Consider the following 25,886-nt stretch of genomic DNA (forward strand, 5'->3'; position numbering starts at 1 on the left):
CGCGGTCAGAATACGTCTGGATCGAAACATCATGGACCTCTCGGGAAGGTGGAAGCTGGTAATGCAGATATGGTGTGGCGAAGGACCTCGCCGGTTCAGTCGTGCATGGTCCGGTCGAACTTGGTGCGGAGATGATCGCCGACCTGGTTGAGGGCGAAAACGGTGAAGAAGATGACCAATGCGGGGACGAACACAAGGTGTGGTGACGTGGCGATCGCGTCCTTGCCGTCGTTGATCATTCCGCCCCAACTCGGTTGCGGCGGAGGAATTCCCAGACCGAGAAAACTCAACGATCCCTCCGCCACGATCAACGCCGCCATCACGATCGGCAGATACGCCGCCAACGGAGCCAACAGGTTCGGCAGGATTTCCCGAAAAAGTATCCGAAAATTACCCGCGCCGATATTGCGGGCAGCACGAACGAATTCCCGCGACGACCAAGACATCGTGTTGGCCCGCGACAACCGAATGAAAGCAGGGATCACCAACAACGTGAGTCCCAGCAATATCGTCGGTACGCTGGGTTCGAGGATCGACGCCAACGCCAGCAGGAGGATCAAGGGCGGGAACGCCAGCATCGCATCGGCCACCAGCGACACGCCGGCATCGAGACGCTTACCGAAGTAGCCGGCGAACAGTCCGATCAATGACCCGATCACAAATCCCACCAATCCAGCTACCGTACCCACCACGAGCGAGACACGGGCGCCGTAGATGATGCGTGACAACATCGACCGACCCAACGTGTCCGTGCCCAGCAACAGTTCGAGTGAGCCGAATTGCGGCCCCAGTCGCGGTGCCGCCACCGGAGTGGCGAACGGGGCCAACGGCAGTACGGCGGCCAGCAACGCCGCCGCTATCAACACCACCAGCCACAGCACCGACAGATACACCAGCAGCGACCGGCGCTTGCGAACTACCGGAACCGCCGGCAAGTCCACCGCCGGACCTGGATCCGTACGTACTGTCTGATCTACCGCCACATCGGTCATGCTCCGGCCACCTTTCGCACCCGCGGGTCGATCACTGAGTAACTCAGATCGACGACCGTGTTGATCCCCACGTAGACCACCGCAATGAACACGACGATGCCCTGCACCATGATCACGTCACGCGAGGTGATCGACGATGCCACCAGCTGCCCCAAACCCGGTAGTCCGAACAATGTCTCGACGATGACCGTCCCTCCGATCAACCGCCCCAGATTGATCCCCGCCACGGTGATCAGGGAGAACGAGGAGGGCCGCAGCGCATGCCGGAACATCACGTATCCGCGAGGCATTCCCTTCGCCCGCGCCGAGGCGATGAAGTCCTCCCGCAACGTCCCGATCAGGTCGGTACGCAGCAACCGGTGGAACGATGCGATCTCCGTCAACGCGATTGCGATTGCGGGTAACATGGCGCTCCGCAGATTCGGCCCCAGCCCGTCACTGATCTGCGACCACCCCATCACCGGGAACCACTGGAACTGAATCGCGAAGAAGTAGATCAGCACCGGGCCCGCGATAAATGCGGGCACCGACAAGAACACCGCCGACACTGCATTCGTGCCCCGATCGAGCGCACTGCCCGGCCGCGACGCCGACAGAACACCCATGATGAGGGCCACCGTCAACGCGATGGTTAATCCCATCGCCGCGAGCTGCAACGTTACCGGCAACCGCTCCACGATCGCCTCTCGCACCGACTGCCCGGTCAACGGTGATGCTCCAAGGTCACCCCGCACCGCGTCGGAAAGCCAGGACACATACTGTGACCACAGCGGAGCATCGAGACCGAGTTGGGCATTCATCGCCGCCACCGCCTCGGGTGTCGCATTCTCGCCCAGAATCACCTCCGCCACCGACCCCGGCGCCAACCCGAGGAGCGCCACCACGGCAAATGTCACCAGTAGCACCACCGACACGCTGCGGCCGATCCGCTTCGTAACCGTGAGAACCATGGAACTCACCTTTCGGACAGGGAAGGGAGGGCGTTCTCGTCCAGCGTTACCGCACTGAGCTTTTCGAGATAGCGCACTACTTCCGTTTGGTCGGCTGCCGGATCGAGATCCTCGACCGCTTCTCCCCATACACGACCCAGCGCGTCACCGAGGACCGTGGAGGCATCGAGCTGCCGCGCCAGATCGAGGGCAATTCCGATGTCCTTGCGCATCAACCGGGCGCTGAACCCCGACGCGAACGTTCGGGAGAGGACGAAGTTTTCGTACTTGGTCTCCGTTGCCTGATTTCGACCGCTGCCGGCGTTGATCACGGACAGCAGTGTCGCGGGATCGATACCGAACTTCCGTCCCACGAGAAGTGCCTCGCCGGCGGCCACCAAACCGTTGGCGGCGAGGAGGTTGTTGAGCGCCTTCACAGCGTGCCCCGATCCGACCGGCCCGACACGGATGATCTGTCGACCCGTCGATTCGAGCAACGGCAGTACGGTGTCGATCGCCGACTGGTCGCCTCCGACCATCACAGCGAGATCGGCGTTTCTCGCGCGCGCCACCCCACCACTGACGGGAGCGTCTACGACATCGATTCCTCGGACTGCCGCGGCCTTCTCGATCGCCTGGGTGCGGGCGGGAACGCTCGAACCCATGTCGACGAGGATGCTCCCCGGCTTCAGGCAGGAAAGCAAGCCCCCGTCAGCGAGTACGACCTGGTCGACGATGTCGCTGTTGGGTAGGGCGAGGACGACTATGTCGCAGTCCGCCAGCTCGGCGGTGTTCTCTGTACTGGTAGCGGTGGGATTGTCGTCGATGAATCGTCGACGGGCCTCCGGGTCGGCATCGTGCACGACGATCGGCTGACCGGCGCTGACGAAATTGCGTGCGATCGGAGTGCCCATGGCCCCGAGCCCGACGAAGCCCACCTTGCGGTGTGGCAGCGGAATCCTCGGAGCGTCCACCTCGTCTTCGGCGTTCAACGGACCGAGATGGGCGTCCAACGCTTCCTGGACGACGCGCATCGCTGCGACTCCCGCAGGTACACCGGCATACGCGGTTCCGTGAATTACGGCTTCCGTGATCTCTCCGCGTGTCAACCCGTTGCGGATGCCGGCGCGCACATGTACGGCGAGCTCTCGCGGTTGGTTGAGCGCGACCAGCATTCCAAGAGTGATCAGACTTCGGCTGCGACGGTCGAGACCGGAACGGGTCCACACAGAGCCCCACACGGTTTCGCTGACATACTCCTGCAGTGGTGCACCGTCGGAACCCGCATTCCGGGTGATCGCAGCGTTGACGTAGTCATCTCCGAGCACCTCCCTGCGAACGGCGAGGCCCGCGTCGAAGAGGGCGCGGTGGGCGTCCTCTATCGAGCTGGTATCTGACAGCGTTTCTGTCATCGGTTGGTTCCTCCGGGACCCTCGAGAATGGTGACTGCCGATACCGCCGTCGGACCGCCGACGTTGTGTGCCAATCCGATCCGTGCTCCGTCGACCTGATTGACCGAGCTGCCACGCAGCTGTTCGAACAACTCCACACACTGTGCGACACCGGTTGCGCCCGGCGGATGTCCCTTGGCGATCAGCCCGCCACTGGGGTTCACCGGTAGTGATCCGCCGACGCTGGTGACGCCCGCCTCGAGGAGTTTGAAGCCTTCGAACCGGTCCGCGAATCCGAGGTCCTCGTAGCTGATGAGTTCGATGCCCGTGAAGAAGTCGTGCACCTCCGCGACGTCGACGTCTGATGGAGACAGTCCCGCCATCGCGAAAGCCTGCTTCGCAGCCCGTACCGTCGACGGAAACGACGTCATGTCCCGTTTGTGTTGCGCCATCACGGAATCGAGTCCGGAGCCGACGCCGCGAACCCATACCGGGCGATCGGTGAACCGGTCGACCACGTCTTCGGATACGAGAACGAGTGCCGCAGCTCCATCGCTTTGCGGGGCGCAATCATAGAGCCCGAAGGGCGTCACCACCGTCGGCGCGTTCAAAGCCTCCTCCACGGTGATCTCGAAGCGCTGCCGTGCCTTGGGGTTATTGATGGCATGGTGGTGGTTCTTCACCGCCACCATCGCCATGTGCTCACGGGTGGCGGGTGACTCGTGCAGATACCGGCGAACGTGGAGCGCGAATCCTGCCGGTGCGACGAGGCCCAGTGGGTAGTCCCAGGCCATGTCGCGCGTCATTGCCTCCCACTCCCAGAGCATGTCCTTCGACGCGGTTTCGCGGAGCTTGTCGGCGCCCATGACGAGTGCCACGTCGAACGCTCCAGAGGCGATCCCGAACAAGGCGTTCCGGATGGCGTCATGACCTGTGGCACAGGAATTCTCGACCCGTGTCACCGGAATGTCGGAGATATCGAGCGTGTCGGCGAGAATTCCGGACGGAAATCCGTCCGTGGTGCCCATCGAGCCGAACCACGCAGCCTGCAGATCGGACTTGTCCAGCCCTTTGTCGATGCTGCCGGCGCATTCCGCGAACGCCATCGGCAAAAGATCCTTGATTCCCAAAGTGAAGTGTTCGGCGAACGGTGTCATACCGGCGCCGACGATCGCAACGTTTCTCATGCTGCCGCCTCCAGGGCGCGATCGGATGTGGGATCGGGTTCGAATGCATAGCCGTAGTCCGGAACCCCGGACCGCACGGCAACCCGGCGCAGCACCATGCGACCGCGATCGCCGATGTCGACGGTGCCAGGCTCGATACCGGTTACCTTCGCCAACGCGCGAACGCCCACCTCGTCGAGTTCGACGATCACCAGCGAGTACGGGGTCCGGAGGCCGGGTACCGGTACGTGCACAGTCACCTCGGTATAGACGGTTCCAGTGCGGGGCAGGGGCACGAAGGAGTAGTCGGTCCTGAGCGTTCCATCACGGTCGACGCGGTATCGGGGCGGAAAGTCCAGCTCGTCGCTGTCGGAGTATTTTCCGGCTTCCCAGCGGACTTTCGCCTCGAATGCCCTCTCGTAGGCGGCGAGGGAGATCGGGATGTCCGCACTGGGGATGTACGCACACTCCGGCTTGGCACGCGCTCGCGGTTCTCTGCGGTTGATGTGCGCCGCGCCGTCGGCGACCGTGATGCCGGAAAGGCTGGCCTGCTCAACCCCCACGAGCGGGCCGGTAGACCCCGACTCCACCATCGCGGCGAGTGCGAACAGTCCGGAACTCGCTCCGGTTGTCGGTAGTGGCAGTGGAGGGCCCGCGCACAGAGCCGCAACCTGCTTCTCCTCTACACCTGCCACCGCGACCGGAGTGTCCACCCACGCCGCTGCCAGTGAAGCCAGGAAGCCGCGCTCCTTCAGTAGGCGCGGGTCACCGTAGTCGTGTACCAGACCGTTCGCGGTGCGCGTGCGGACCGGCAGGCTGCGGGCGATACGCGCAGCGGTGCGAACCTGCAGTCCACGCTCCGCGGTCAGCGCCGCTGCCGCACCTGCTGCATCGATGTCCACACCGATGACCAGCGTGCGCGGACGGGCCGAGCCCAGGGCGTCGAGGGTCGCCGGTGCACCACCGAGGCGCTCCGTCACCTCGAGCTCAGGGTCGAGCCCCAGGCCGGCGAGCAGCACAGCAGCGTTGCTGCTTTCCATCAACGGCAGGTCGCGGCTGACGAGCACGACACACTCGACCGAGCCGCCGCTGTCGAGGGCGGCTCGACCAGCTTCGACAGCGAGGGTGATCGCATCCTCGTCGTCACCCGGCACACGGCGCCCGGGTGTTCCCCAGCACGGCAGGTACGTACCTATCGAAGTGATGTATGACATGTGAACTCCCAGCAATCTAGGTAACAGCGCCCGCCGTTTTGAGCGCGATGATGCGATCCCAGTCCAAGCCGAGCTCGGCCAGGATCTCGTCGGTGTGGGCCGCGAACTCGGGACCCGGGCCAAGCTCGGGGGCAGCGACGTCGAACTGCACCGGGTTGGCGGCAAGTTCGAGTTCGCCCGCCTCGACCAGGTATTCGTTGGCGCGGACCTGCGCGTCGACGGAAACCTGGAGTGAATCCTGCACCGGCCCCCACGGACCGGACAGCGTGGCGAAGCGCTCCGTCCACTCCGCGAGGGTGCGGGTGGCGAGCACCTCCCCGAGAATCGCGACGGCCTTGTCGGTGTTGGCGGCGATCTGAGCGGCGTCGGCGAAGCGCGGATCATCCGCGAGTTCGGGGCGGTCGATGTGGCGACACACATCTGCCCAATACTTTGCGGGCTGCAGCATGACGAATGCCAGGTAACGGCCGTCGCCGGTGGCGTATATCCCCGACAGCGGATTGGTCGGCGCGCCGTGGGCACCAGGGACGGGTGCCACCATGGCCTTGCCGAGATGAGCTGACAACGCAATGCCGTGTCCCATGGCCCACACGCCACTGCTCAGCAGCGAGACGTCGACGATCGACGGTGTGCCCGTGCGCTCGCGGGCCAGGAGCGCCGCTGCGACACCCCCGGCAAGATTCGTCCCCGAAATGGTGTCGCCGAAGGCAGGTCCCGGCGGACTGATCATGCCTTCCACTCCTGGAGGTGTGAGCGTTGCGGCGATGCCGCCCCTCGCCCAGAAAGCGGTCATGTCGTAACCGCCTTTGTCTGCCTCGATACCACGTGGACCGAGGGCACTACCTCGCGCATAGATGATGTTCGGGTTCACTGCGCGGACGTCGTCCACGTCGATCCCGAATTTGGTGCGGGCCTGAGGAAGGAAACTGGTCAGGAAGACGTCCGACCGACGGACCAGATCGTCGAGGACCGCCTTGCCCTCCGGTCGGCCCATGTCCAGTCCGATACTCCGCTTGCCGCGATTAGCATGCTCGACATTGGGATTGGGATCACCCTCCACCCGGAGGGGCCCGATCTGGCGGAGCCCCCTCTGCGGGTCCCCGGTGACGGCGTGCTCGACCTTGATGACCTCCGCGCCCCAATCGGCGAGCACCGCACCCGCTGAGGGCACGAAGCCGTACATCGCGACCTCGAGCACGCGGATACCCGCAAGCGGCTTCACGGCTTCACCACGACCGCGAAGGCCTTGGTTTCGAGGAACTCCTCCAGTCCTTCTCGGCCACATTCACGTCCGATACCCGACTGCTTGTAACCACCGAACGGGACGTCCGGACCGAAGTAATTCCCGCCGTTGATACCCATCGTTCCGGTGCGGATGCGCCGGGCTATCGCGATTGCACGTTCGTCGCTCGCACTCATCACCGCGCCGGACAGACCGTAGATCGAGTCGTTGGCGATTCGCACAGCGTCGTCGTCGTCATCGAACGGGATGATCGCGAGCACCGGTCCGAACACTTCCTCTTGTGCGATCTCGCTCTTGGGGTCCACGCCCGCCAAGACCGTGGGCTCATAGAAGAAACCTGGATCGACGTTCGTGCCACCCGCCAGCAACTCGGCACCGTCAGCGATCGCGCGCTGCACCATCGCGTCGACCTTCTCGCGCTGACGACCACTCACGAGAGGGCCCATATAATTCTGTGGGTCAGTCGGATCGCCGAACGGGATGCGGCGGATGATCCCCGCCACCATCTTCGCGATCTCGTCGTGGTGCGCTCGCGGCACGAGTAGCCGCGTGGTCAGAGCGCACCCCTGACCGGCGTGCGAACAGACGGTCCCGGCCGCGAACTTCGCAGCCATCGCGAAATCGGCGTCTTCCAGCACGATCATCGCGGATTTTCCGCCGAGCTCCGTGAACACTTTCTTCATCGTGTCTGCCGCCGCCGCCATGATGCGGCGTCCGGTCGGGGTCGACCCGGTGAAGGTGACCACGTCGACGTCGGGGTGCGTCGTCATCAGCTCACCGGGGGCGATCTCGGAGGAACTGATGACGTTCACGACGCCCGCTGGAATGTCGGTGTGTTGCGCGATTATCTCGCCGAGGGCCAGCGTGACGAGCGGCGTGTCAGGCGCAGCCTTGAGCACCACTGTGCATCCCGCGGCAAGCGCGGGAATGATCTTGGCCAACGCGAGCTGCGTCGGGTAGTTGTACGCAACGATCGCGGAGACGACGCCGGCCGCTTCCTTCTCCACCCATCGCTTGTGGCGCTGTCCGGAAATGTCGATTTCGCCGAGGTCTTCGCTCAGCGGGTACTCGCGCAGGAGGTCGGCGTAGTAGCGCACGATTCGGATAGGTGCCTCCAGCTGGTTGGCGCGTGTGAGCTGGACGGTGGCACCCACATCAGCGATCGTCAGTTCGCGGAGCTCCTCGAGATTGTCGAGCAGCGCCTGGTGGAACTGGTCGAGACACTTGATCCTGAACTCCACGTCGGTAGACCAGCTGGTCGTGTCGAAGGCCCTCCGCGCTGCAGCGATACTCGCTTCCGCTTCCGCGACCCCGGCATCAGGCGCATATCCGACGATGTCACCCGTAGCTGGATTGATCGATGCGAACGTCCGCTCGGTCGCAACAAGCTGCCCGTCGATCAGCAGGCGCTTGTCGACGTCCAGCACGGTCGCGGCCTCACGGCCTCCGTGACCACCGTTCGCGGCCGACACCGTGTCCTGAGATGACATCCGTTCTCCTCACTCAAAGTGAAAATACAATTCTCGCATTTGAGAATTATGCATTGGCTCTGCAGAGAATGTAACAACATGTGAGCCGCGGGGATACCCCCAATTGAGATCGGCGCCACACCCCACCTGGTTACTGATCGACTGTTGCCACACCTTGTCGTCCGAGAGTATGGTTCTCAAAAACGGAAGGGAGATTCTTGTGATTCAGACTACGGCAATAGGTCCGTCACTAGGAGTGGAAGTCACCGGCGTCGAGAACCTGGACGACGAGGCGGTGATCGCCCGGTGCCTGGAAGCTCTGAAGTGGCGGGGCGTGCTACTCATCCGTGGCCTGCACCTCGACGACGACGCCCAGCTGGCGTTCAGCCGCAAGCTCGGCACGGTGCGCATGGCAGCCGCGGGCCAAGAGCTCTTCACGGTCTCCCTCGACCCGGCCAAAGCCCCCTCCGCCGAGTACCTGAAGGGCACCTTCTACTGGCACATCGACGACACCACCAACGATGTGCCGGCGAAGGCAACCATGCTCACCGCCCGGCACGTCGCGATGGTCGGCGGCGGAACCGAGTTCGCCAACACCTACGCGGCCTACGAGAATCTGCCCGAGCACGAGCGCAAGCGCTACGAGGGGCTTCGGGTGGTGCACAGCTTCGAGGCCGCGCAGCGGCTGGCCCATCCCGACCCTTCCGATGAGATGGTGGCGCGCTGGCGGCAACTTCCGACACACGAAACTTCGCTCGTGTGGACGCGCCGCGACGGCCGGAAGTCACTCGTCATCGGTGCCACGGCTGACCACATCGTCGGAATGCAGGCCGAGGAGAGCCGGGCACTGCTGGACGAACTACTGGGGTGGGCCACCCAGGAACGCTTCTCCTACACCCACGAATGGAAGGTTGGTGACGTAGTGGTCTGGGACAACACCGGAATGTTGCACCGGGCGCTGCCGTACGACCCGTCCTCGGAACGCCTGATGCGGCGCACCACGATCTCGGGCGACGAGGCCTGGTCGTGAGAACAGCTGTCGTCACCGGAGGTAGCTCCGGCATCGGTCGCGCCATCGCCGAACGCCTGCGCAAGGACGGCTACCAGGTCGCCGTACTCGATCTCGCACCCACAGAATCCGAGTTCGAGTACAAGGTCGACGTGACCGACCGCGCACAGATCGATGACGCGCTGACCAAGATTCGCAACGAGCTTGGACCGATCACGATTCTGGTCAACGGGGCCGGACTCGAGCTGTACAAGCGCTTCAGCAATATTGCCGCCGACAACTGGCAGCGAGTGATCGACGTCAATCTGAACGGCGTCTTCCACTGCGTCCAAGCCGTGCTTCCGGACATGGTCGATGCGGGCTGGGGTCGCATCGTCAATATCTCGTCGTCCAGCGCGCACTCGGGGCAGCCGTTCATGTCGGCGTACGTATCCGCAAAGTCGGCGGTCAACGGGCTCACCAAATCGCTGGCTCTGGAATACGGGCCCAGCGGCATCACGGTCAACGCGGTGCCTCCCGGTTTCATCGACACACCCATGCTGCGCCGGTCCGAGGAGAAGGGCCTCCTCGGCGGCTCGATCGACCAGCACATCAGCAAGACCCCAGTCCGGCGCGTCGGCCAACCGGAGGACATCGCCGCCGCTTGCTCCTTCCTCATCTCCGAGGAAGCCGGATACATCACCGGCCAGATTCTCGGCGTCAACGGCGGCCGAAATACCTGAGGCACGACGCTCGCCCCTTCCGTCGCGAGCCGATCTGCCGCCTATCAATGAAAGGATTTTCAGTGGGACGTGTTGAGGGCAAGGTCGCGTTCGTCACCGGCGCGGCGCGGGGCCAGGGTCGCAGCCATGCGGTGCGACTGGCCGAAGAGGGAGCCGACATCATCGCTGTCGACCTGTGTAGCGACATCGCGGCGATCGGTTATCCGATGGCGACCCCGGAGGATCTCGAGGAGACTGTCCGCCTGGTCGAGAAGCACGGCCGGCGCATCGTCGCCGTCCAGACCGACGTTCGGCAGGTCGACCAGTTGAGGGCCGCGGTGGAGCGTGGCATCGCCGAACTCGGCTCTCTCGACATAGTGGTCGCGCAAGCCGGTGTCGCGGGCATGAAGGGTGAACCACAGATCGACGCCTGGTGTGCTGTGGTCGACACCAACCTGATCGGGACCATGAATGCCGTCCAGGTCGCGTTACCCCACCTCGGAGACGGTGCCTCGATCATCGCAACCGGATCGACCGCCGCACTCATGGACGTGAGCAAGGTGGACGTTCCCGGCAAGGACCTCGGCGGAATCGCATACGTCTTCTCCAAACGTGCACTTTCCCAATACATCCACGAACTCGCGACACATCTCGCCCCGCGCGGCATTCGTGCCAACGTCGTGCACCCGACGAACTGCAATACCGACATGCTGCAGAGCGAGCCGATGTATCGATCGTTCCGGCCAGATCTGGAACACCCGACGCGGGCGGACGTCGAGCCCGCTTTCGGGGTTCAACAGGCCATGCCGATCCCCTACGTCGAGCCCGAGGACATCAGCAACACCGTCCTGTTCCTCGCCTCCGACGAAGCCCGATACGTCACCGGCATGCAGATGCGTGTCGACGGCGGCGGCTACCTCAAGTGGTACGACTACCACACCTGACCTGCGGCCGGAGCGCGGCTCGACGGAATCGAAACAGTATGTGCTCGAATTTGATTCACCTGCAATCAGGAGGAATAACGTGAAGGTGAAGGTCGACCCAGAACGCTGCCAAGGGCACACGCTGTGCGCAATGGCAGCTCCAGACGTATTCGAACTGAGCGACATCGACGGCCACGCGTCGGCCGTCAGCGAATCGGTGTCCGCCGAACACGAAGAGAAGGTGCGCGAAGCCGCCCACTCCTGCCCAGAGCAGGCTATCTCCCTTTTCTGACACGGCTGCCGATCGGAACTCGCCGATTCACTCCGAACCGCAAGAGAGGACGACGCGATGAGCGTTGATGACGTCGTAGACGACGACAGTCGGAAGAAGAACACCTACGACTTCGACCGGCACGCACCGGAGTACCGTGACAATTTCCTACCGATAACGGAGGAAATGCACGCGAAGTGTCCGATGGCCTGGTCCGATACCCATGGCGGCCACTGGGTCGCCGCGGGCGGTCGCGAGGTGTTCACCTTCGCCCGGTCCGCCGACGTGTCGAACGATCACGACCTGAAAGGCATCCGTCGTGGATACAAGGGCATAGCTATCCCCACAATGGAACGCGCGAGCGGCGTCCGAGGCGGCATCCTCGAAATGGACGAACCCGAGCATCGCGAATTTCGTTCGCTTCTCAACCCGTACCTGTCGCCCGCTGCAGTCAACAGGTGGATCCCGTTCATCGACGAGGTGGTGCGCGCGTCCATCGACGAGAAAATCGAAACGGGCAGGATCGACTTCGTAGACGAGCTCGCGAACATCGTCCCCGCCGTCCTCACACTGGCGATGCTCGGAATCCCCATCAAGAAATGGACGATCTACAACGAGCCGGTCCACGCCGCGGTCTACACACCACCGGACTCCCCCGACATCCCGCGGATCGGAGAACTGCATCGCGCCATGGGATTGGACCTTCTCACCAATCTCATGGAGATCCGCGAGAATCCCCGTCCAGGACTGGTGGACGCGCTCGCACGCGCCACAGTCGACGGCGAGACACCGGACGATATGGAACTGCTCGGCATTCTCAGCCTCCTCATCGGCGGCGGGTTCGACACGACGACGGCACTTACGGCGCACTCGCTCGAGTGGCTGTCTCAGCATCCCGGGGAGCGCGACACTCTCAGCCGCGAACGCGACACCCTGCTGAACTCCGCGACCGAGGAATTCCTGCGCTACTTCGCCCCTGCACCGGGCGACGGGCGCACGATCTCTGCCGACTGCGAGTACGACGGAATCCAGTTGAAGGAGGGCGACCGCCTCTGGCTGTCCTGGGCGATGGCCAACCGCGACTCGTCGCTGTTTCCGGAGCCGAACCAGATCGATCTCGAGCGCAAGGGAAACCGCCACTTCAGTTTTGGTCTGGGAATTCACCGTTGCATCGGATCCAACGTCGCACGAACCGTGTTCAAGCGGATGCTCGTCGCCGTGCTCGACCGGATGCCCGACTACCGCTGTGACCCGGAGGGCACCGTGCACTACGACTCCATCGGTGTCATTCAGGGCATGCGTCATCTTCCGGCGACGTTCACTCCCGGCCCCCGCTTGGGCGCCGGCCTGGATGACACGCTCGACAAGCTCCAACTGATCTGCGACGAGCAGGGACTCGCCGAACCGATCACGGCACGAGGTAAGGATGCGCAAGCACGTGGCTGATTCCACGGTGGTCGATTCGGTGGTAGAGGGGAAGGCGGCCGAAGAGTCCGGCCGTCCCCTTCCCCAGATCACGCCGCAGAACCGCTTCTTCTGGACGTCCGGCGCGGATGGCCGCCTGCGGCTGCAGGAGTGTGAGTCGTGCTCGGCTCTCATCCATCCGCCACAACCGATCTGCCGGTACTGCCGAAGCCATCAGTTGGGTGTCCGGGTGGTGTCCGGTTCCGCGACTCTCATCGGATTCACTGTCAATCACCGCTTCAGCCTGCCCGGGTTGCCGGCGCCCTACGTGGTGGCCCAGGTCGCGATCGACGAGGATCAGCGGGTTCGTCTGACGACCAACGTGGTCGAGTGCGACCCTGCACTGCTCGAACTCGGTATGCGGATGGAGGTCGTCTTCACGCAGGACGGCGATGTGTGGCTCCCGCTGTTCCGGCCTGCGGCCGAACAGCCTGCGCCTCTTCCCCTGCCTACGGACGACGTCGATCCGAGCCAGATCAGGAAGTCCGTGCGCCCCATGGTGACGCGCGAAAAGTTCGAGGACAAGGTAGCTCTCACCGGCATCGGGATGTCGGAAATCGGTCGACGGCTGATGGTGTCGCCGATGGCGCTGACACTGCAGGCCTGCGAGCGTGCGGTGGCCGATGCCGGCCTCACGATGGACGATATCGACGGCCTCGCAAGTTATCCCGGCGCCGGCCAAGTCGGCGGTTTCGGCGAGGGCGGTGTGTCCGGAGTCGAGGCAGCCCTCGGACTCCGGCCGACATGGCACAACGGGGGCATCGAAACCTTCGGTCCAGGCGGATCCGTGATCGCCGCGATGCTCGCGGTCGCCAGTGGCCTGGCACGTCATGTGCTGTGTTACCGGACCCTCTGGGAAGCGACCTACAGCGAGCAGATGCGTCGCGGCGAGATCCCCCCACCGGCCACCGGCCGCACTCCCAGCTGGATGGTGCCGTTCGGGGCCACCTCGGCAGCACATACGCTGGCCCAGAACGCACAGCGGCACTTTCACCGATATGGAACCACCCGGGAAACACTCGGTTGGATCGCACTGAACCAGCGGGCCAACGCCGCGCTCAATCCCACTGCTGTGTACCGCGATCCGATGACGATGGACGACTACCTGTCTGCCCGGACGATCACCACACCGTTCGGTCTCTACGACTGCGACGTTCCCTGCGACGGCTCGGTTGCCGTCATCGTCTCGGCGGTGGACGCCACCCACGATCTCGCGAAGCCGCCCGTGCTCGTCGAGGCCGTCGGCACCCAGATCGTCGAGCGGATCGAATGGGATCAGAGCACGCTGACGCACGAACCTCAGGTTCTCGGCCCCGCCGCCCACCTGTGGTCGCGGACTTCGATGAGCCCCGGTGATGTCGACGTGGCCGAGCTCTACGACGGGTTCACGTTCAACTGCCTGTCCTGGATAGAGGCCCTGGGCTTCTGCGGCATCGGTGAAGCGAAAGATTTCCTCGACGGCGGCACGAACATTGCCCGGGACGGCGTGCTCCCCCTCAACACGCACGGCGGTCAGCTCTCACACGGCCGTACCCACGGCATGGGGCTGATCCACGAAGCCGTCACCCAATTGCGCGGCGATGCCGGGGCACGCCAGGTTCCCGGCGCCCGCGTCGCCGTCACCGCCACCGGAGGCCTCTCCCCCGGCGGCGCCCTGCTCCTCAGGACGGATGCATGACCACCACGGATCGCGATCTCTCGCTGCCCGCCGACTTCGACGGACCTGAAACCACCACGCCGTGCGCGCGCGTGGCCGACATCGACGGAGTCCCGATGTCGGCGTTGTTGTCCGAGGCCCCGAATCCGCGCGCGGTGATCGTCGCGCTGCACGGCGGAGCAACGAACTCGGCCTACTACGACTGCCCGGGCCACCCCGAACTGTCGCTGTTGCGGTTCGGGTCTGCGCTCGGGTACACCGTGCTCGCGCTCGACCGGCCGGGCTACGGCACTTCTGCACCGTTCGCGGTCGAGATCGCCCCCCACCAACGACGCGTCGACCTCACCTATGCGGCCATCGACCACCACCTCGGGTCGCGCCCGCGCGGCGCCGGCGTCTTCGTGTGGGCGCATTCGGCCGGTTCGGAGCTCGCAGTCCGCATGGCCGCCGACGAACGAGGCACCGACTTACTGGGTATCGAGCTTGCCGGCACCGGTCGCGAACACCAGCCGGTGGCGGCGGAAATCCTGGGCACGCCGCACCAGCCGGCACCACCGGAGGCCGTGCGCGAGTTGCTGTGGCAACCGAGCCACCTGTACCCCACCGAACTGATCGGCGGCGCACCTATCGCCTCATCGACTCCCCGTTACGAGTCAGGTGTCCTGGCGACCTGGGCGCGAATCGACTTTCCGGCGCTCGCGGCGCGGATACGAGTTCCCGTCCACTTCACCGCCGCCGAGTTCGAGAAGGTGTGGCGAATCGACTCCGCTGCACTGCAAGACATCGCGGCCATGTTCACTGCTGCGCCCCGCGTCACTGTCAACGAACAGGCCGGCAGCGGGCACAACCTCAGTCTCGGCCATGGAGCCCCGGACTACTACGCGAAGGTGTTGTCCTTCGTCGAGGACTGCACACACAGCACAACGGGAAAGGACGACTGATGCACGCCGTCGATGTTGCACTGCTACTTGTCAGACTGGTTGTCGGAGTGACCATGATCGCGCACGGACTGAACCATTGGCGCGGCGGTGGCCGTATCGAAGGGACTGCCCGCTGGTTCAGCGGACTGGGTCTGCGGCAGGGCAAGCTGCAGGCGTGGCTGAGTGTTGTCACCGAAATCGGTGCGGGCTTACTTCTCGTCATTGGCCTACTCACACCACTCGCCTGCGCGGCGGTCATCTCGGTGATGCTCGTGGCGGGAATCCTCGCCCACCGGCCCAACGGGTTCTTCGTCTTCAAGGAAGGCTATGAATACGTCCTGGTGCTGTCGGTGACCGCTCTGGCGTTGGCAATGCTCGGGCCGGGAGAGTTCTCGATCGACGCCATCGCAGGCATCGACATCGCCGGCTGGGCCGGTGGGGGCACCGCACTGGGTCTGGGCGTCGCATCGACGGCGGGGCTGCTTGCAGTGTTCTGGCGACCGCAGCCGCGAGAGGTCGTGGCCGCATGATTCCTAATCTCGAATCGGAGGAACACTGATGCGCGTCGGATTCATCGGACTCGGTAGCCAGGGCGCGCCCATGGCACGCCGCATCATTCATGCGGGCTACGACGTCACCCTGTGGGCGCGCCGTCCCGATGCTTTCGTGCCCTTCGCCGACACCGCCGCGACGTTTGCCGACTCCCCTGCCGACCTCGGGGCAGCAAGCGATCTCGTGTGCATCTGCGTGGTCAGCGACGACGACGTCCAGGAGGTGGTCGCCGGTGAGGACGGTGTACTCGAGGGAATGAAGGACGGCGGCGTGATCGCCATCCACAGCACGGTGCACCCGGACACGTGTCACAACCTGGCTGCCAAGGCGCGGGAGCGCGGGGTCTCCGTAGTCGATGCTCCGGTGAGCGGCGGCGGATCGGCGGCCACCGAAGGGCGTCTGCTGGTGATGGTGGGAGGAGCGGTCGACGACTACGACCGCTGCCGGCCGGTGTTCTCGATGTATGCGAACCCTGTCGTCCACCTAGGTCCGCTGGGCGCCGGACAGGTCACGAAACTGCTCAACAATCTGCTCTTCACCGCCAACCTCGCCACGGCGGCCAGCACCCTGAGCCTCGGGCAGTCACTGGGTGTCGACCCCGCCAGACTCGGTGAAGTCATCACACACGGGACAGCCGACAGCTTTGCACTCAGCCGAATCGTCTCTGCCGGCGGCACTCTCGATCGCATCGCGGCGCACGCAGGCGAGCTGCTCCAGAAGGATGTCGGGCTGGTGGCCGGTCTCGCGGCCGCGGCGGAGGTCCCGACGGGAATCGCGATGGCCGCCGCAGACACCACGCTCACCCTGATGGACCACCCGAGATGAGTCGCGTCGGATTCATCGGCGCCGGGCGCATGGGACTCCCCATGGTGCGCAAGCTCGCCGAAGCCGGTCACGAAGTGCGCGCGCTGGGCCGCTCGCCCGAAAGCCGGGCCGCTATCTACGCGTCGGGGGCGGAGGCATTCTCCGATCTTTCCGAGATCGGCCAGGGAGCCGATCTCGTGACGGTATGCGTATTCAGCGACGACCAGGTTCGGCACGTGTGCCTCGACAGCCCGTTGCTGGCGGCCATGCCGAGCGGCGCCGTCCTGGCGGTCCACACCACGGTGAGTCCCCGCACGGTCGAGACCGTCGCGGAACGTGCAGCGGCACACGGCATCGACGTGATCGACGCCGCGGTCAGCGGCGGGCCACCCGATATCGCAGCCGGGTGCTTGACCCTTTTCCTCGGCGGACCCGAGGGCGCTGTGGCACGAACTCGCCCGATACTGCAAAGCTACGGCGATCCCATTCTCCATGTCGGCCCCAGCGGCAACGGTCAACGCGTGAAGCTGGTGAACAATGCACTGTTCGCGGCACAGATCGGACTCCTCGCCGAAGCCGCCGACCTCGGCAGGCAGCTCGGACTAGACGAGTCCGTGCTGTTGGAGGCCCTTCCCCACGGAAGCTCCGCCAGTCGGGTCATGGGCAGGGTCGCGGAGAGAGGCTCGGTGGGGTCCTTCCGAAGCGCGGTCGGTGAGTTCCTCGACAAGGATGTGGCCGTAGTCCGTTCAACCGTCGCCGAACTCGGCGGTGACCTCGGAATCCTCGAAAAAGTCATCAGCGCTGGCCATCCGGTGCGGTACCCCCGATGAGCACTTCCGTACTGCCGGCGCGGCAGGAGGCGTTGTCGATGAACGACGCCGAGCACCCCATTTCGCACACCCGATCGCCGCGGATCTCCCCATGGACCGCGGAATGACGTCACCAAGGAGGTCCTCGTGGAGGGTCTGACAAACAAGGTAATCCTCGTCGCCGGTGCGGCCACCGGCCTGGGCGCCGCCTCTGCGCACCGGTTGGCACAGTGCGGCGCACGGGTCGTGGTCGGTGACCTGAATTTTCCCGGTGCCGAGAAGACCGCTGCAGCCATCAGCGAGGCCGGTGGTCAGGCGGTCGCCGCACAGTTCGACATCTCCGACGACGAGTCCGTCAAGGAATTGCTCGCGTTCTCCGTGCGGACCTACGGACACCTGGACGCAGTCCACATCAACGCCGGGGACATGGCGGCGGTGTCCAAGGACACGAATATCGTCGATATCGACCTCGCGATATGGGACCGCACCATCGCCGTCAATCTCCGCGGCCACATGCTCGTCACCCGCCACAGCATTCCGGAGCTTCTCGCCCGAGGCGGTGGGACCATCGTGTACACCTCGTCCATCGCGTCCTTCACGGGTGATCCCGAACGCCCGGCCTACTCCGCGACCAAGGCGGGTATCAATGCCATGGCGCGGCACGTTGCCTCTCGCTGGGGCCGGGAGGGCATCCGCGCCAATGCCATTACTCCCGGATTGATCCTCACTCCTGAGATCGAGCAGGGGGCCTCGCCGGAGTTGCTGCAATCTTTGATCGCCCGATCCCGCAGCCCGCGCGCGGGCAGGCCGAGCGACATCTCGGGAATGGTCGCCTATCTGATGTCCGACGACGGGGCGTGGATCAACGGTCAGGTCGTCAACGTCGATGGCGGCACTGTCCTGCGCTGAACGGTGTCGCTCGGTTCCCGCCCACGACCGGCCCCACCGCAAACTGCCGATTCAACCGCGGGATCTAGATTCTCACAAATGAAAGTACTATTCTCATTAGTGACTGGCGCCACTGCCGGATATTTCTGCGCAGTGCAGGAGAGGACTTCCAATGAACATTGACGACATGGTGATGGTCAGCATCGACGACCACGTAGTCGAACCAGCCGACATCTTCGAAAAGCACTTCCCGAAGAGTCTCATGGACCAAGCTCCCAAGCTGACAGCCCACCCGCGGAACCCCAACGTGCAGGCCTGGATGTTCCAGGACGTCGTGGTCGGCAGCTCGGGGCTGAACGCCGTGGTCTCCTGGCCCAAGAACGAGTGGGGAATGGATCCGACGGGCTACGCCGAGATGCGCCCCGGTGTTTACGACATGAGCATGCGGGTACGGGACATGGATGCCAACGGCACCCTTGCCGCAACACTTTTCGCCACCTTCCCGGGATTCGCCGGCACCCATCTGGCCAGCCTGCCGGACAAGAAGCTGTCTCTCGCTGCCTGCCAGGCGTTCAACGACTGGGTCGTCGGCGAGGTCCCCAGCACCTACCCGGGCCGCTTCATCCCGCTCGGCATCATCCCGTTCTTCGACATGGACGCGTCGGTCAAGGAGATCCACCGGCTCGCCGCGATGGGCTGTCGATCCATCAGCATTCCCGAAACGCCCTACGGTGTCGGGTTTCCCGACTTCAAATCGGGTCACTGGGACCCGGTTTTCAAAGCGTGCGTGGAGCACAACATCGTCCTCAGCCTGCACATCGGCGGCGGCTTCGGCCTCGTCAAGCGGCCAGAGGGTTTCAACATCGACGACATGATGGTCTTGACGCCCCTCATCTCGACCATCGCGGCCAACGACATGATGCTCAGCGGGGCTTTCCAGAAGTTCCCCGACCTCAAGGTCGCCATGAGCGAGGGTGGTGTGGGCTGGGTGGCGCCGTGGCTCGACCGGCTGGAGCGGCATATCGAGAACCAGTCGTGGACGGGCATGAGCTTCCTTCCCAAAGGAATGGGCCCTACGGACGTGTGGCGAAAGAACTTCCTGGCGTGTTACATCACCGAGCCGAGCGGTCTGAACAACCGTGAGCGGCTGGGCATCGACACCATCGCGTGGGAGTGCGACTTCCCGCACTCCGATTCCACCTGGCCGAATTCGCCGGAGATGCTGATGGAGGAGCTCGCCGCCTCCCGCTGCACCGACGAGGAGATCGATAAAATCACCTGGAAGAATGTTGCCAGGTTCTTCGATTGGGATCCGTTCGAGCACACTCCTCGCGAGCAGGCCACCGTGGGAGCCCTGCGTGCCCGCGCCACGGACGTCGACGTGAGTGAGACGTCCAAGGAGGAGTACCGCCGACGCTACGAACTCGCGAACTCTTAGGCCAGGAACCTTTTACACGCATGATGCCCGCCGACCGGAGTCGGCGGGCATCATGCGTAGAGGGTCGATCCGCTTCACGTCAGAGTTTGACGACAACCGTCTTGGTAGCGGTGAAGGCGTCGAGGGCCTCGTACCCTTTCTCACGCCCGTATCCGGACTTCTTGAAGCCGCCGAAGGGAAGTTCCACACCACCACCTGCGCCGTAGGTGTTGACGTACACCTGACCTGCCTCGATGTCCGCGGCCATCCGGTGCGCCCGAGAAAGGTCGGAGGTCCACACCGAGCCGAGCAGCGCATACTCGGTGCCGTTCGCCAGTGCGACCGCCTCCTCTTCGGCGGCGAAGGAATTGACCACGAGAACGGGCCCGAAAATCTCCTCCTGAGCGATCGGTGAGACCGGATCCACGTTGTCGATGAGGGTCGGCGCGAAGTATGCGCCGCCGGCGAGCGATTCGTCGTCAGGGACGGTGCCCCCGAACACGACTTCACCCTTGGTGAGATCGTCGACCATGGATTTGACCCGGCCCTGCTGCTTGGCGGACACCAGCGGACCGAGCTCTTTGTCGTCGACACCGGCTCCGATGGTGACGTGGGCGAAGCGTTCGGCGACCCGATCGACCATTTCGGTATGGACGGACTCGTGAACGAGCAGACGCGAACCTGCGGAGCAGGTTTGCCCGGCGTTCTGCAGGATTGCCTTCGCCACCGCCGTGGACGCTGCGTCCAGATCGGCGTCGGGAAAGACGATCTGCGCGGACTTACCCCCGAGCTCGAGTACCACGGGAACGACACGGTCGGCGGCCGCACGCGCGATCACCGCGCCGATCCGGGTGGACCCGACGAACCCGACGTGGTCTATCCCGGTATGCGTGGACAGTGCCGCACCGGTTTCGGCGCCGATCCCGGTGACGACGTTGAACACACCGGGCGGTAAGCCTGCCTCGATAGCCAGCTGCGCGAACGCCACCGCGGTGCGGGGTGTTTCGTCCGCCGGTTTGGCCACCGAGCAGTTGCCGGTTGCAATGGCGGGTGCCACCGCGCGCGCGAGGAGTTGCATCGGGTAGTTCCAGGCCACGATGTGGGCGGTGACCCCGAACGGCTCACGCCGGGTGTACACGTGCAGGTCGGCCGAGAGCGGAATCGACTGACCGTAGTAGGTGTCGATCGCGTGCCCGTAGAAGCTGAAGTAGCGTGCCGACACGTCGACGTCGTTGCGCGCCTGGCTGAGAGGTTTGCCCGAATCCTCGCTCTCCATCCGCGCAAGGTGTTCCTTGTCGCGCAGGATCAGGTGTGCGATACGGGTGAGGATGTTTGCACGATCCTCGGGCTTGGTGCGCCGCCACCACCTGTTCGCCGCACGGGCAGCGAACACCGCGGAATCGACCTGCTGCGCCGTGGCACGTGCGACGGTGCCCAGGGAACGGCCCGTGGACGGGTCGATGTTCTCGTACCACTCGGGGGAATCGACAGATACTCCATTGATGAACGACCGTGTAGTCGCCATGATCGTGGTTCCTTCCCACTCAGGTTGCGTTGTCGGCATCCGACGAGAACATCGCCCGACGCTCGTGCAGAAAGTCGTGCGGATAGCCGAGCCGCACACGTGTGGCCGCGTCGAGCCGCTCCATATGTGAGTCGTCCAGATGGACACTCAGTGCGCCGAGATTATCGTGGATCTGGTTCACGGTACGTGCGCCGATCGACGGCATCAGCCCCTGGCGCAGCACCCAGGCCAGCGCCACGCGCGCGGAGGTGGTTCCGAGTTCTTCCGCGATTTCGACGGCGGCGTTCACACCCCGTTGGTGAGACAGGGACAGCCGCTCCATACCACCGGGAAGCTTCCCGGCCAGTATCCCGCGTGCGAGCGGACTCCACGCGTAGACAGCCAGGCCGAGTGCCCGCGCCATGGGCAGGAGCTCTCGGTCCGGAGTCCGTGCGACGAGCGAGTATTCGACCTGCATGCCGCAAAACGCGGACCAGCCCCTCAACTCGGCAATAGCGGCCGATCGGGAGACGACCCAGGCGGGCGTGTTGGTCACGCCGATCGCGAGGACCTTGCCTGCTCGCACCAGGTCGTCGAGTGCACGCAATGTCTCTTCGACGGGAGTGCACTGGTCCCACGCATGTACCCACAACAAGTCGACATAGTCGGTGCCCAGCCGTCGCAGGCTCGTCTCGACGCTGCGACGCAGGCTCTTGCGGTGGCTGCCGCCCGAGTTCGGATCGTCCTTGTGGGTCGGCAGTGTGAATTTGGTACTCAGGACGACAGAATCGCGCTCGCCCGCTACCAGTCGCCCGACAATCGACTCGCTCGCGCCTTCGGTGTAGTTATTGGCCGTGTCGACCACGTTGCCGCCCGCGTCGCGGAAGGCACTGTAGATTTCCCGCGACGTCTTCTCATCCGCGCCGAACCCCCACTCCGTCCCGAATGTCATTGCACCCAGGCAGAGCTCGCTGACACGAAGGCCGGACGAGCCCAGCACACGCATCCCCATTCCCCTCCTGCGATCCGAGTCAGGCATCGTCGTCCACCACCCAGTTCACAAAACGATGGAGGGGATACATACCGTCGTGAGGGCTGCCCATGCTGCCGGTGAGTGCGCTACCCAGTTTCACGACACGCTGCACGCCCGCCGTGGCAAGATGATCGCGCACCTCGGCCTTCCGGTGTGTCGGGTAGATGCCGACCGTCTGCGTCGCCACCGTCGCGAAGGCGGCGGCGTCGCCCATCGACGCGACCGGCACGACGTTGACCGTCTTGTTCGTCGGGTGGAAGTCGACCGGCTCGGGCGAGCGCACAACCAGGCCGCTACCGTCGTAACCTCCCCAGACCCGATAGTCGGGTTCGAGGAAGCGCATTCCCTCCACCTCCTCACGAATGTCGCTGGGAGTCTTCGGCCCGGTTGCCTCCGCGAAGTCCCGGTCGACACCGAGTCGTGCGGTGAGCGCGGCACAGAACCGGTCGACCTGCCCGATGTCACCCTCGACCGCGATGTGCCGAGCTGCGACGCATGCGTCCTGGTTGAAGATCGTGGCGTCGGCTGCGGCGAGTTCGGCCACCTGCTGCAGGGTCTCCTCCGATGCGAACGCCTCTCTGCCGACGATGGACATCGACACCTTGGGATCGAACGAGATCAACTGGAACCCCGGCCCGGCGTACTTCGCGGCGTTCTCGATCGCGGAGCCGCCACCCCAGGCCACCAGCTTGTCGAAGTACTGAGAGCGGTACAGCACGTTCTCGACCTGCGCGTCGCCCCCGCGCCAGTAGACAGCCGACATCGATCGGAGAATCGGGTGATCGGGCTCGATGTCCGACATGGTTCGAAGTACGGCAACCGTGGTGAAGGGATCAGCAGAGGGCATCTTGAAGACGTTCACCGCCTTGACAAGCGCCGCGTCGGCGATCGAGGTCATGGCTGCGCTCGGTGAGTTCCCTGCGAGCATGTGGACGAGCCGAGGCGGGAAGGCCCGAATCCGGCTCACCCGTCCGTTCGGATCGGTGCGCTCGACCCATCCGTCGAGTAGATTCCGGTCACCGAACGTGCGGTCGAGCCGGTACTCGAGCGCCTCCCTGGTCAGGAACTGCCCGGGCCTGGCGAACGTATTCTCGATGATCCGCCGGGGCAGCGCGCTGACCTGCAGGGTCATCTCGAGGGACTCCTGCAGATATTCGTTCGTTTCGAGCGTGAGATGTTTCGCGGTCTCGACGAGAAAGTCGATGATCTCCGAGAGTGGAACGCCGAAGGCCGGGCCCTGCTGGGTGCGCGGAACGAACAGTTCGTCGAGCTTCAGGCGCGGCGTGGCGAACGGCACGCCGAAGTCGCGGGAGAGATATTCGGTGTCGTCACCCCAGATCAGCTTGCCGCGCACGAAGTGGGGTACACGGATCTTGGACGTACTCGGGGTGAGAGTGGTTGTCGTCGTCATGGTTTCGTCCTCAGTCCTCGATGAATCCGCGGACGTAAGCATCCGTGGTGCCGGCACAGGTGATCTTGTCGTCGTCGACCAGATCCGAGTACCGAGTGATGTCGGGGGCGATCGAGGGCCCCGATCGGCCGCAGGCGCACGCGTCTAGGTCGACGCTGATCTTGTCGCCGGTGATCGTCCCGCCCCAGCGCCCGTCGACGGTCGTGTCGAAGAATGCGGCACGACCCTCGACCTGTCCGTGCGATTCCGGTGCCGGCGCCTCGCCGTTCTTGTCGAGTACGAAGAGTACGAGTCCGGACGGCACGTGGTAGCGCTCGGCGGAACATCGGGGAAGACGCAGATTCAACTCCTGCATGGAGTAGTAGTGGAAGAACCTGCTCGGTGAGATATTCAGCATCCGGTAGATCTGCGCTTGATAGTCGGCAGGCAAGGAGTGGCCCTTCAATCCGCCGCCCACCGTCAGCGCATTCTCGCCGGTGATGTCTCCGTCTTTCGCTCCGAGCTCGCGCAGTATCTCCGTGAGCCGAAACAGGCTTGCGAACTGGGAGCTGAAGAAGATTCGCTCCGAACGATGTTCGAGTATCTGCTCTGCCCAGTAGTGCAAACGCCGCTCGTTCTCCGCCTGCCGCTTCGCGGCCTCTGCCTCGTGCGCCGCGAGCTCGTCCGGTGTGGCGGTCCCGTCGGCCATCGCCTTGCGCACAGCGGACAGGCGCGCCATGTAGGCGTGGTGCCCGGCGGCGGGGGGCGCGGACGGAAAGGGTGGGATGCCGTCCGGTCGGCCGTAGGAGCCGAGGAGCAGGTCGCGCATGGCATTGTGTCCGCTGAGCCCGGTTTCCGGACCGACAGGAATGAAATGCCACGTGCGTTCCGGCGGTAGACCGAGATCGGTCAGGCCGTCGAGCATGTTCTGCAGCGACACTTCCCGGTCGCGCGGAGACTTGTTCAGAAAGGAACTCTTCCCGCTGGTGCCGCTCGAACTCGACACCAGATGTCCGGCAGCTTCCAACCTGTCGATCAGGCCGTCGACGTCCGCGACGCCGGACAGGTCGACGTCGGTGACCCGGTGGGTCGAGAGGGAATCGAGCCAGCGAGTGAGCTGCCGCCAATTGCCCTTCGCGATCAGCGATTCGGGGTAACTCTTGTAGGCCGTATGCGGGAAGAGCAGGGGAATCATGTCCTCGCGGGACGCGATTCTCTCGATTCCCTCCGCATCTGCCCGCTGCGCGAGAAAGGGCACCTGCCGGCGCCGCTCCTGAAAAAGCGCATCCAGCGTCTCGATGACATTCCGCTGTTTCGTCGTTCCTGACATTGTGCCTCCGGCGTCGTGAGCGAAAATAACTTTACCCTCGGTCAAGTTTTCTTAACTTTACCCACGGTATAGTTATTCTGTCCACACGCCGTCCCGATCTCGGCTGGCAGACTTACCGGCATGACGTCGCCGAAGTCCCGCTCTCGTACAGACGACCCCACGCCACACCGCGGCGGCCGTCCCACCCGGGAGCAAGCCACGCGGATCGATCGAAGCGTCCGAGAAAGGGCGCTCGAGCTCTTCCTCCAGTACGGCTACGAGGGCACGTCGATGAATGCGATCGCCGAGGCGGCCGGCACCACCAAACCGTCCCTGTACGCCCGCTTCCCCACCAAGGAGGCAGTCTTCCGCTCGGTACTCGAATGGGCGATACAACGCACCGACTGGCCAGTTCCCGAACCACCCGCGCCGAGCCTCGACGACTTGGAGGAGGCCTTGACCGCGATCGCGTCCGCCGCGCTGAGTCGGGCGCTCGAACCGTCGATGATCAGGCTCGAACAGATCGCCATTGCCCATGCTTCGCACTACCCGGAGCTCGCCCGCCGGACTTTCGGTACCGGATTCTGGCCGCGCAAGCAGCTCGTGGTCGACCTACTCAACCGGCACGCGGCAGACGGCTCGATCGTGGCCGAAGACCCCGACCTGCTCGCGGAACACTTCCTCGGGATGGCCTCGGTCGCGCCGGCGCGCCTCGCGTCCTTCGGCATCGTGCACGACCCCGAGGACCGGGCACGCCACACCGGTTCGGTGGTGCAGCTCTTTCTTCGCAGCCTGCGGCCCGTCGACGACGAACGGACGTGAACCGGAGAG

The 25,886-nt window shown here is 64.4% G+C and carries 24 protein-coding genes and 1 pseudogene; 13 read left to right on the forward strand and 12 right to left on the reverse strand.

Annotated features, from left to right (window positions below; all coding sequences use genetic code 11):
- Nucleotides 1-95: 95 nt before the first annotated feature.
- The 8 genes and pseudogenes from JQT59_RS32780 to JQT59_RS32810 all read right to left on the reverse strand — a co-directional run bounded on the left by JQT59_RS32780 (nucleotide 96) and on the right by JQT59_RS32810 (nucleotide 8,425).
- A complete protein-coding gene (locus JQT59_RS32780; protein WP_213573567.1) occupies nucleotides 96-992 on the reverse strand; it encodes an ABC transporter permease in 897 nt (298 codons plus the stop codon).
- Nucleotides 989-1,942, reverse strand: a complete 954-nt coding sequence (locus tag JQT59_RS32785) for an ABC transporter permease (RefSeq protein ID WP_213573569.1) — start codon at nucleotides 1,940-1,942, stop codon at nucleotides 989-991. Before JQT59_RS32785 ends, JQT59_RS32780 begins: the two co-directional genes overlap by 4 nt.
- A 5-nt stretch (nucleotides 1,943-1,947) precedes the next feature.
- Entirely contained in the window at nucleotides 1,948-2,895 is a 948-nt protein-coding gene (locus JQT59_RS37395) for an NAD(P)-dependent oxidoreductase (protein ID WP_283254097.1), read from the reverse strand.
- Nucleotides 2,896-2,901: 6 nt separating this feature from the next.
- Nucleotides 2,902-3,333 (reverse strand): annotated as a pseudogene (locus tag JQT59_RS37400) (carboxymuconolactone decarboxylase family protein); the annotation flags it as partial.
- Nucleotides 3,330-4,499: a thiolase C-terminal domain-containing protein gene (locus JQT59_RS32795; protein WP_213573573.1), complete on the reverse strand. Its 1,170-nt coding sequence runs from the start codon at nucleotides 4,497-4,499 to the stop codon at nucleotides 3,330-3,332. The gene JQT59_RS32795 and the pseudogene JQT59_RS37400, both read right to left, overlap by 4 nt.
- A complete protein-coding gene (locus JQT59_RS32800) occupies nucleotides 4,496-5,692 on the reverse strand; it encodes an OB-fold domain-containing protein (RefSeq protein ID WP_213573575.1) in 1,197 nt (398 codons plus the stop codon). The genes JQT59_RS32795 and JQT59_RS32800 overlap by 4 nt, the downstream gene beginning before the upstream one ends.
- A 16-nt stretch (nucleotides 5,693-5,708) precedes the next feature.
- Complete coding sequence (locus tag JQT59_RS32805; RefSeq protein ID WP_213573577.1) at nucleotides 5,709-6,914, reverse strand: CaiB/BaiF CoA transferase family protein; 1,206 nt, start codon at nucleotides 6,912-6,914, stop codon at nucleotides 5,709-5,711.
- Nucleotides 6,911-8,425: an aldehyde dehydrogenase family protein gene (locus tag JQT59_RS32810; protein ID WP_213573579.1), complete on the reverse strand. Its 1,515-nt coding sequence runs from the start codon at nucleotides 8,423-8,425 to the stop codon at nucleotides 6,911-6,913. The genes JQT59_RS32805 and JQT59_RS32810 overlap by 4 nt, the downstream gene beginning before the upstream one ends.
- Nucleotides 8,426-8,624: 199 nt before the next feature.
- Between JQT59_RS32810 and JQT59_RS32815 the strand changes: the two genes are divergently transcribed.
- The 12 genes from JQT59_RS32815 (at nucleotide 8,625) to JQT59_RS32870 (ending at nucleotide 19,840) form a co-directional block, all read left to right on the forward strand.
- Nucleotides 8,625-9,434 carry a TauD/TfdA dioxygenase family protein gene (locus JQT59_RS32815; RefSeq protein WP_249354006.1) on the forward strand — a complete coding sequence of 270 codons (810 nt, stop codon included), beginning with the start codon at nucleotides 8,625-8,627 and terminating at the stop codon, nucleotides 9,432-9,434.
- Nucleotides 9,431-10,135, forward strand: coding sequence for an SDR family NAD(P)-dependent oxidoreductase (locus JQT59_RS32820; RefSeq protein WP_213573583.1), 705 nt, complete (start codon nucleotides 9,431-9,433; stop codon nucleotides 10,133-10,135). Before JQT59_RS32815 ends, JQT59_RS32820 begins: the two co-directional genes overlap by 4 nt.
- Nucleotides 10,136-10,197: 62 nt before the next feature.
- Nucleotides 10,198-11,058: a mycofactocin-coupled SDR family oxidoreductase gene (locus JQT59_RS32825; RefSeq protein ID WP_213573585.1), complete on the forward strand. Its 861-nt coding sequence runs from the start codon at nucleotides 10,198-10,200 to the stop codon at nucleotides 11,056-11,058.
- 79 nt (nucleotides 11,059-11,137) lie between these two features.
- A complete protein-coding gene (locus JQT59_RS32830) occupies nucleotides 11,138-11,329 on the forward strand; it encodes a ferredoxin (RefSeq protein WP_109334874.1) in 192 nt (63 codons plus the stop codon).
- A gap of 57 nt (nucleotides 11,330-11,386) precedes the next feature.
- Nucleotides 11,387-12,754, forward strand: a complete 1,368-nt coding sequence (locus tag JQT59_RS32835) for a cytochrome P450 (protein WP_213573587.1) — start codon at nucleotides 11,387-11,389, stop codon at nucleotides 12,752-12,754.
- Entirely contained in the window at nucleotides 12,735-14,450 is a 1,716-nt protein-coding gene (locus tag JQT59_RS32840; protein WP_213573589.1) for a thiolase C-terminal domain-containing protein, read from the forward strand. The genes JQT59_RS32835 and JQT59_RS32840 overlap by 20 nt, the downstream gene beginning before the upstream one ends.
- Entirely contained in the window at nucleotides 14,447-15,370 is a 924-nt protein-coding gene (locus tag JQT59_RS32845) for an alpha/beta hydrolase (RefSeq protein WP_213573590.1), read from the forward strand. The genes JQT59_RS32840 and JQT59_RS32845 overlap by 4 nt, the downstream gene beginning before the upstream one ends.
- Nucleotides 15,370-15,879 (forward strand): DoxX family protein, encoded by a 510-nt coding sequence (locus JQT59_RS32850; protein ID WP_213573592.1) that lies wholly within the window; start codon nucleotides 15,370-15,372, stop codon nucleotides 15,877-15,879. The genes JQT59_RS32845 and JQT59_RS32850 overlap by 1 nt, the downstream gene beginning before the upstream one ends.
- Before the next feature lie 28 nt (nucleotides 15,880-15,907).
- Nucleotides 15,908-16,726 (forward strand): NAD(P)-dependent oxidoreductase, encoded by an 819-nt coding sequence (locus JQT59_RS32855; RefSeq protein ID WP_213573594.1) that lies wholly within the window; start codon nucleotides 15,908-15,910, stop codon nucleotides 16,724-16,726.
- Nucleotides 16,723-17,535, forward strand: a complete 813-nt coding sequence (locus JQT59_RS32860; RefSeq protein ID WP_213573596.1) for an NAD(P)-dependent oxidoreductase — start codon at nucleotides 16,723-16,725, stop codon at nucleotides 17,533-17,535. The genes JQT59_RS32855 and JQT59_RS32860 overlap by 4 nt, the downstream gene beginning before the upstream one ends.
- 126 nt (nucleotides 17,536-17,661) lie before the next feature.
- Entirely contained in the window at nucleotides 17,662-18,423 is a 762-nt protein-coding gene (locus JQT59_RS32865; RefSeq protein ID WP_213573598.1) for an SDR family NAD(P)-dependent oxidoreductase, read from the forward strand.
- Nucleotides 18,424-18,574: 151 nt separating this feature from the next.
- Nucleotides 18,575-19,840 (forward strand): amidohydrolase family protein, encoded by a 1,266-nt coding sequence (locus JQT59_RS32870; protein ID WP_213573600.1) that lies wholly within the window; start codon nucleotides 18,575-18,577, stop codon nucleotides 19,838-19,840.
- Nucleotides 19,841-19,919: 79 nt separating this feature from the next.
- Here the strand turns inward: JQT59_RS32870 and JQT59_RS32875 are convergent, their stop codons facing one another.
- From JQT59_RS32875 to JQT59_RS32890, 4 genes are read right to left on the reverse strand one after another with little or no spacing between them, the layout of a single operon-like run.
- A complete protein-coding gene (locus JQT59_RS32875) occupies nucleotides 19,920-21,344 on the reverse strand; it encodes an aldehyde dehydrogenase family protein (protein ID WP_213573602.1) in 1,425 nt (474 codons plus the stop codon).
- A gap of 19 nt (nucleotides 21,345-21,363) precedes the next feature.
- The gene (locus JQT59_RS32880; protein ID WP_213573604.1) at nucleotides 21,364-22,335 is read right to left on the reverse strand and encodes an aldo/keto reductase; all 972 of its coding nucleotides are present in this window, start codon (nucleotides 22,333-22,335) and stop codon (nucleotides 21,364-21,366) included.
- Between the two features lie 19 nt (nucleotides 22,336-22,354).
- The gene (locus JQT59_RS32885; RefSeq protein ID WP_213573606.1) at nucleotides 22,355-23,767 is read right to left on the reverse strand and encodes an acyl-CoA reductase; all 1,413 of its coding nucleotides are present in this window, start codon (nucleotides 23,765-23,767) and stop codon (nucleotides 22,355-22,357) included.
- A 10-nt stretch (nucleotides 23,768-23,777) separates the two neighbouring features.
- Nucleotides 23,778-25,076, reverse strand: a complete 1,299-nt coding sequence (locus JQT59_RS32890; RefSeq protein ID WP_213573608.1) for a hypothetical protein — start codon at nucleotides 25,074-25,076, stop codon at nucleotides 23,778-23,780.
- Between the two features lie 120 nt (nucleotides 25,077-25,196).
- Here JQT59_RS32890 and JQT59_RS32895 point away from each other — a divergent pair, with 120 nt between their 5' ends.
- Entirely contained in the window at nucleotides 25,197-25,877 is a 681-nt protein-coding gene (locus JQT59_RS32895) for a TetR/AcrR family transcriptional regulator (RefSeq protein ID WP_213573610.1), read from the forward strand.
- Nucleotides 25,878-25,886: the final 9 nt, after the last annotated feature.

Source organism: Rhodococcus sp. USK13, assembly GCF_018343855.1.
Lineage (GTDB): Bacteria > Actinomycetota > Actinomycetes > Mycobacteriales > Mycobacteriaceae > Rhodococcus_F > Rhodococcus_F oxybenzonivorans.

Excerpts from the sequence above, each read along its gene's own strand:
- JQT59_RS32795 (WP_213573573.1), bottom strand. The coding sequence starts at position 4,499 with ATGAGAAACGTTGCGATCGTCGGCGCCGGTATGACACCGTTCGCCGAA.
- JQT59_RS32875 (WP_213573602.1), bottom strand. The coding sequence starts at position 21,344 with ATGGCGACTACACGGTCGTTCATCAATGGAGTATCTGTCGATTCCCCC.
- JQT59_RS32860 (WP_213573596.1), top strand. The coding sequence starts at position 16,723 with ATGAGTCGCGTCGGATTCATCGGCGCCGGGCGCATGGGACTCCCCATG.
- JQT59_RS32850 (WP_213573592.1), top strand. The coding sequence starts at position 15,370 with ATGCACGCCGTCGATGTTGCACTGCTACTTGTCAGACTGGTTGTCGGA.
- JQT59_RS32890 (WP_213573608.1), bottom strand. The coding sequence starts at position 25,076 with ATGTCAGGAACGACGAAACAGCGGAATGTCATCGAGACGCTGGATGCG.
- JQT59_RS32840 (WP_213573589.1), top strand. The coding sequence starts at position 12,735 with ATGCGCAAGCACGTGGCTGATTCCACGGTGGTCGATTCGGTGGTAGAG.
- JQT59_RS32810 (WP_213573579.1), bottom strand. The coding sequence starts at position 8,425 with ATGTCATCTCAGGACACGGTGTCGGCCGCGAACGGTGGTCACGGAGGC.
- JQT59_RS32885 (WP_213573606.1), bottom strand. The coding sequence starts at position 23,767 with ATGACGACGACAACCACTCTCACCCCGAGTACGTCCAAGATCCGTGTA.
- JQT59_RS32870 (WP_213573600.1), top strand. The coding sequence starts at position 18,575 with ATGAACATTGACGACATGGTGATGGTCAGCATCGACGACCACGTAGTC.
- JQT59_RS32855 (WP_213573594.1), top strand. The coding sequence starts at position 15,908 with ATGCGCGTCGGATTCATCGGACTCGGTAGCCAGGGCGCGCCCATGGCA.
- JQT59_RS32880 (WP_213573604.1), bottom strand. The coding sequence starts at position 22,335 with ATGGGGATGCGTGTGCTGGGCTCGTCCGGCCTTCGTGTCAGCGAGCTC.
- JQT59_RS32845 (WP_213573590.1), top strand. The coding sequence starts at position 14,447 with ATGACCACCACGGATCGCGATCTCTCGCTGCCCGCCGACTTCGACGGA.
- JQT59_RS32785 (WP_213573569.1), bottom strand. The coding sequence starts at position 1,942 with ATGGTTCTCACGGTTACGAAGCGGATCGGCCGCAGCGTGTCGGTGGTG.
- JQT59_RS32835 (WP_213573587.1), top strand. The coding sequence starts at position 11,387 with ATGAGCGTTGATGACGTCGTAGACGACGACAGTCGGAAGAAGAACACC.
- JQT59_RS32780 (WP_213573567.1), bottom strand. The coding sequence starts at position 992 with ATGACCGATGTGGCGGTAGATCAGACAGTACGTACGGATCCAGGTCCG.
- JQT59_RS32895 (WP_213573610.1), top strand. The coding sequence starts at position 25,197 with ATGACGTCGCCGAAGTCCCGCTCTCGTACAGACGACCCCACGCCACAC.
- JQT59_RS32800 (WP_213573575.1), bottom strand. The coding sequence starts at position 5,692 with ATGTCATACATCACTTCGATAGGTACGTACCTGCCGTGCTGGGGAACA.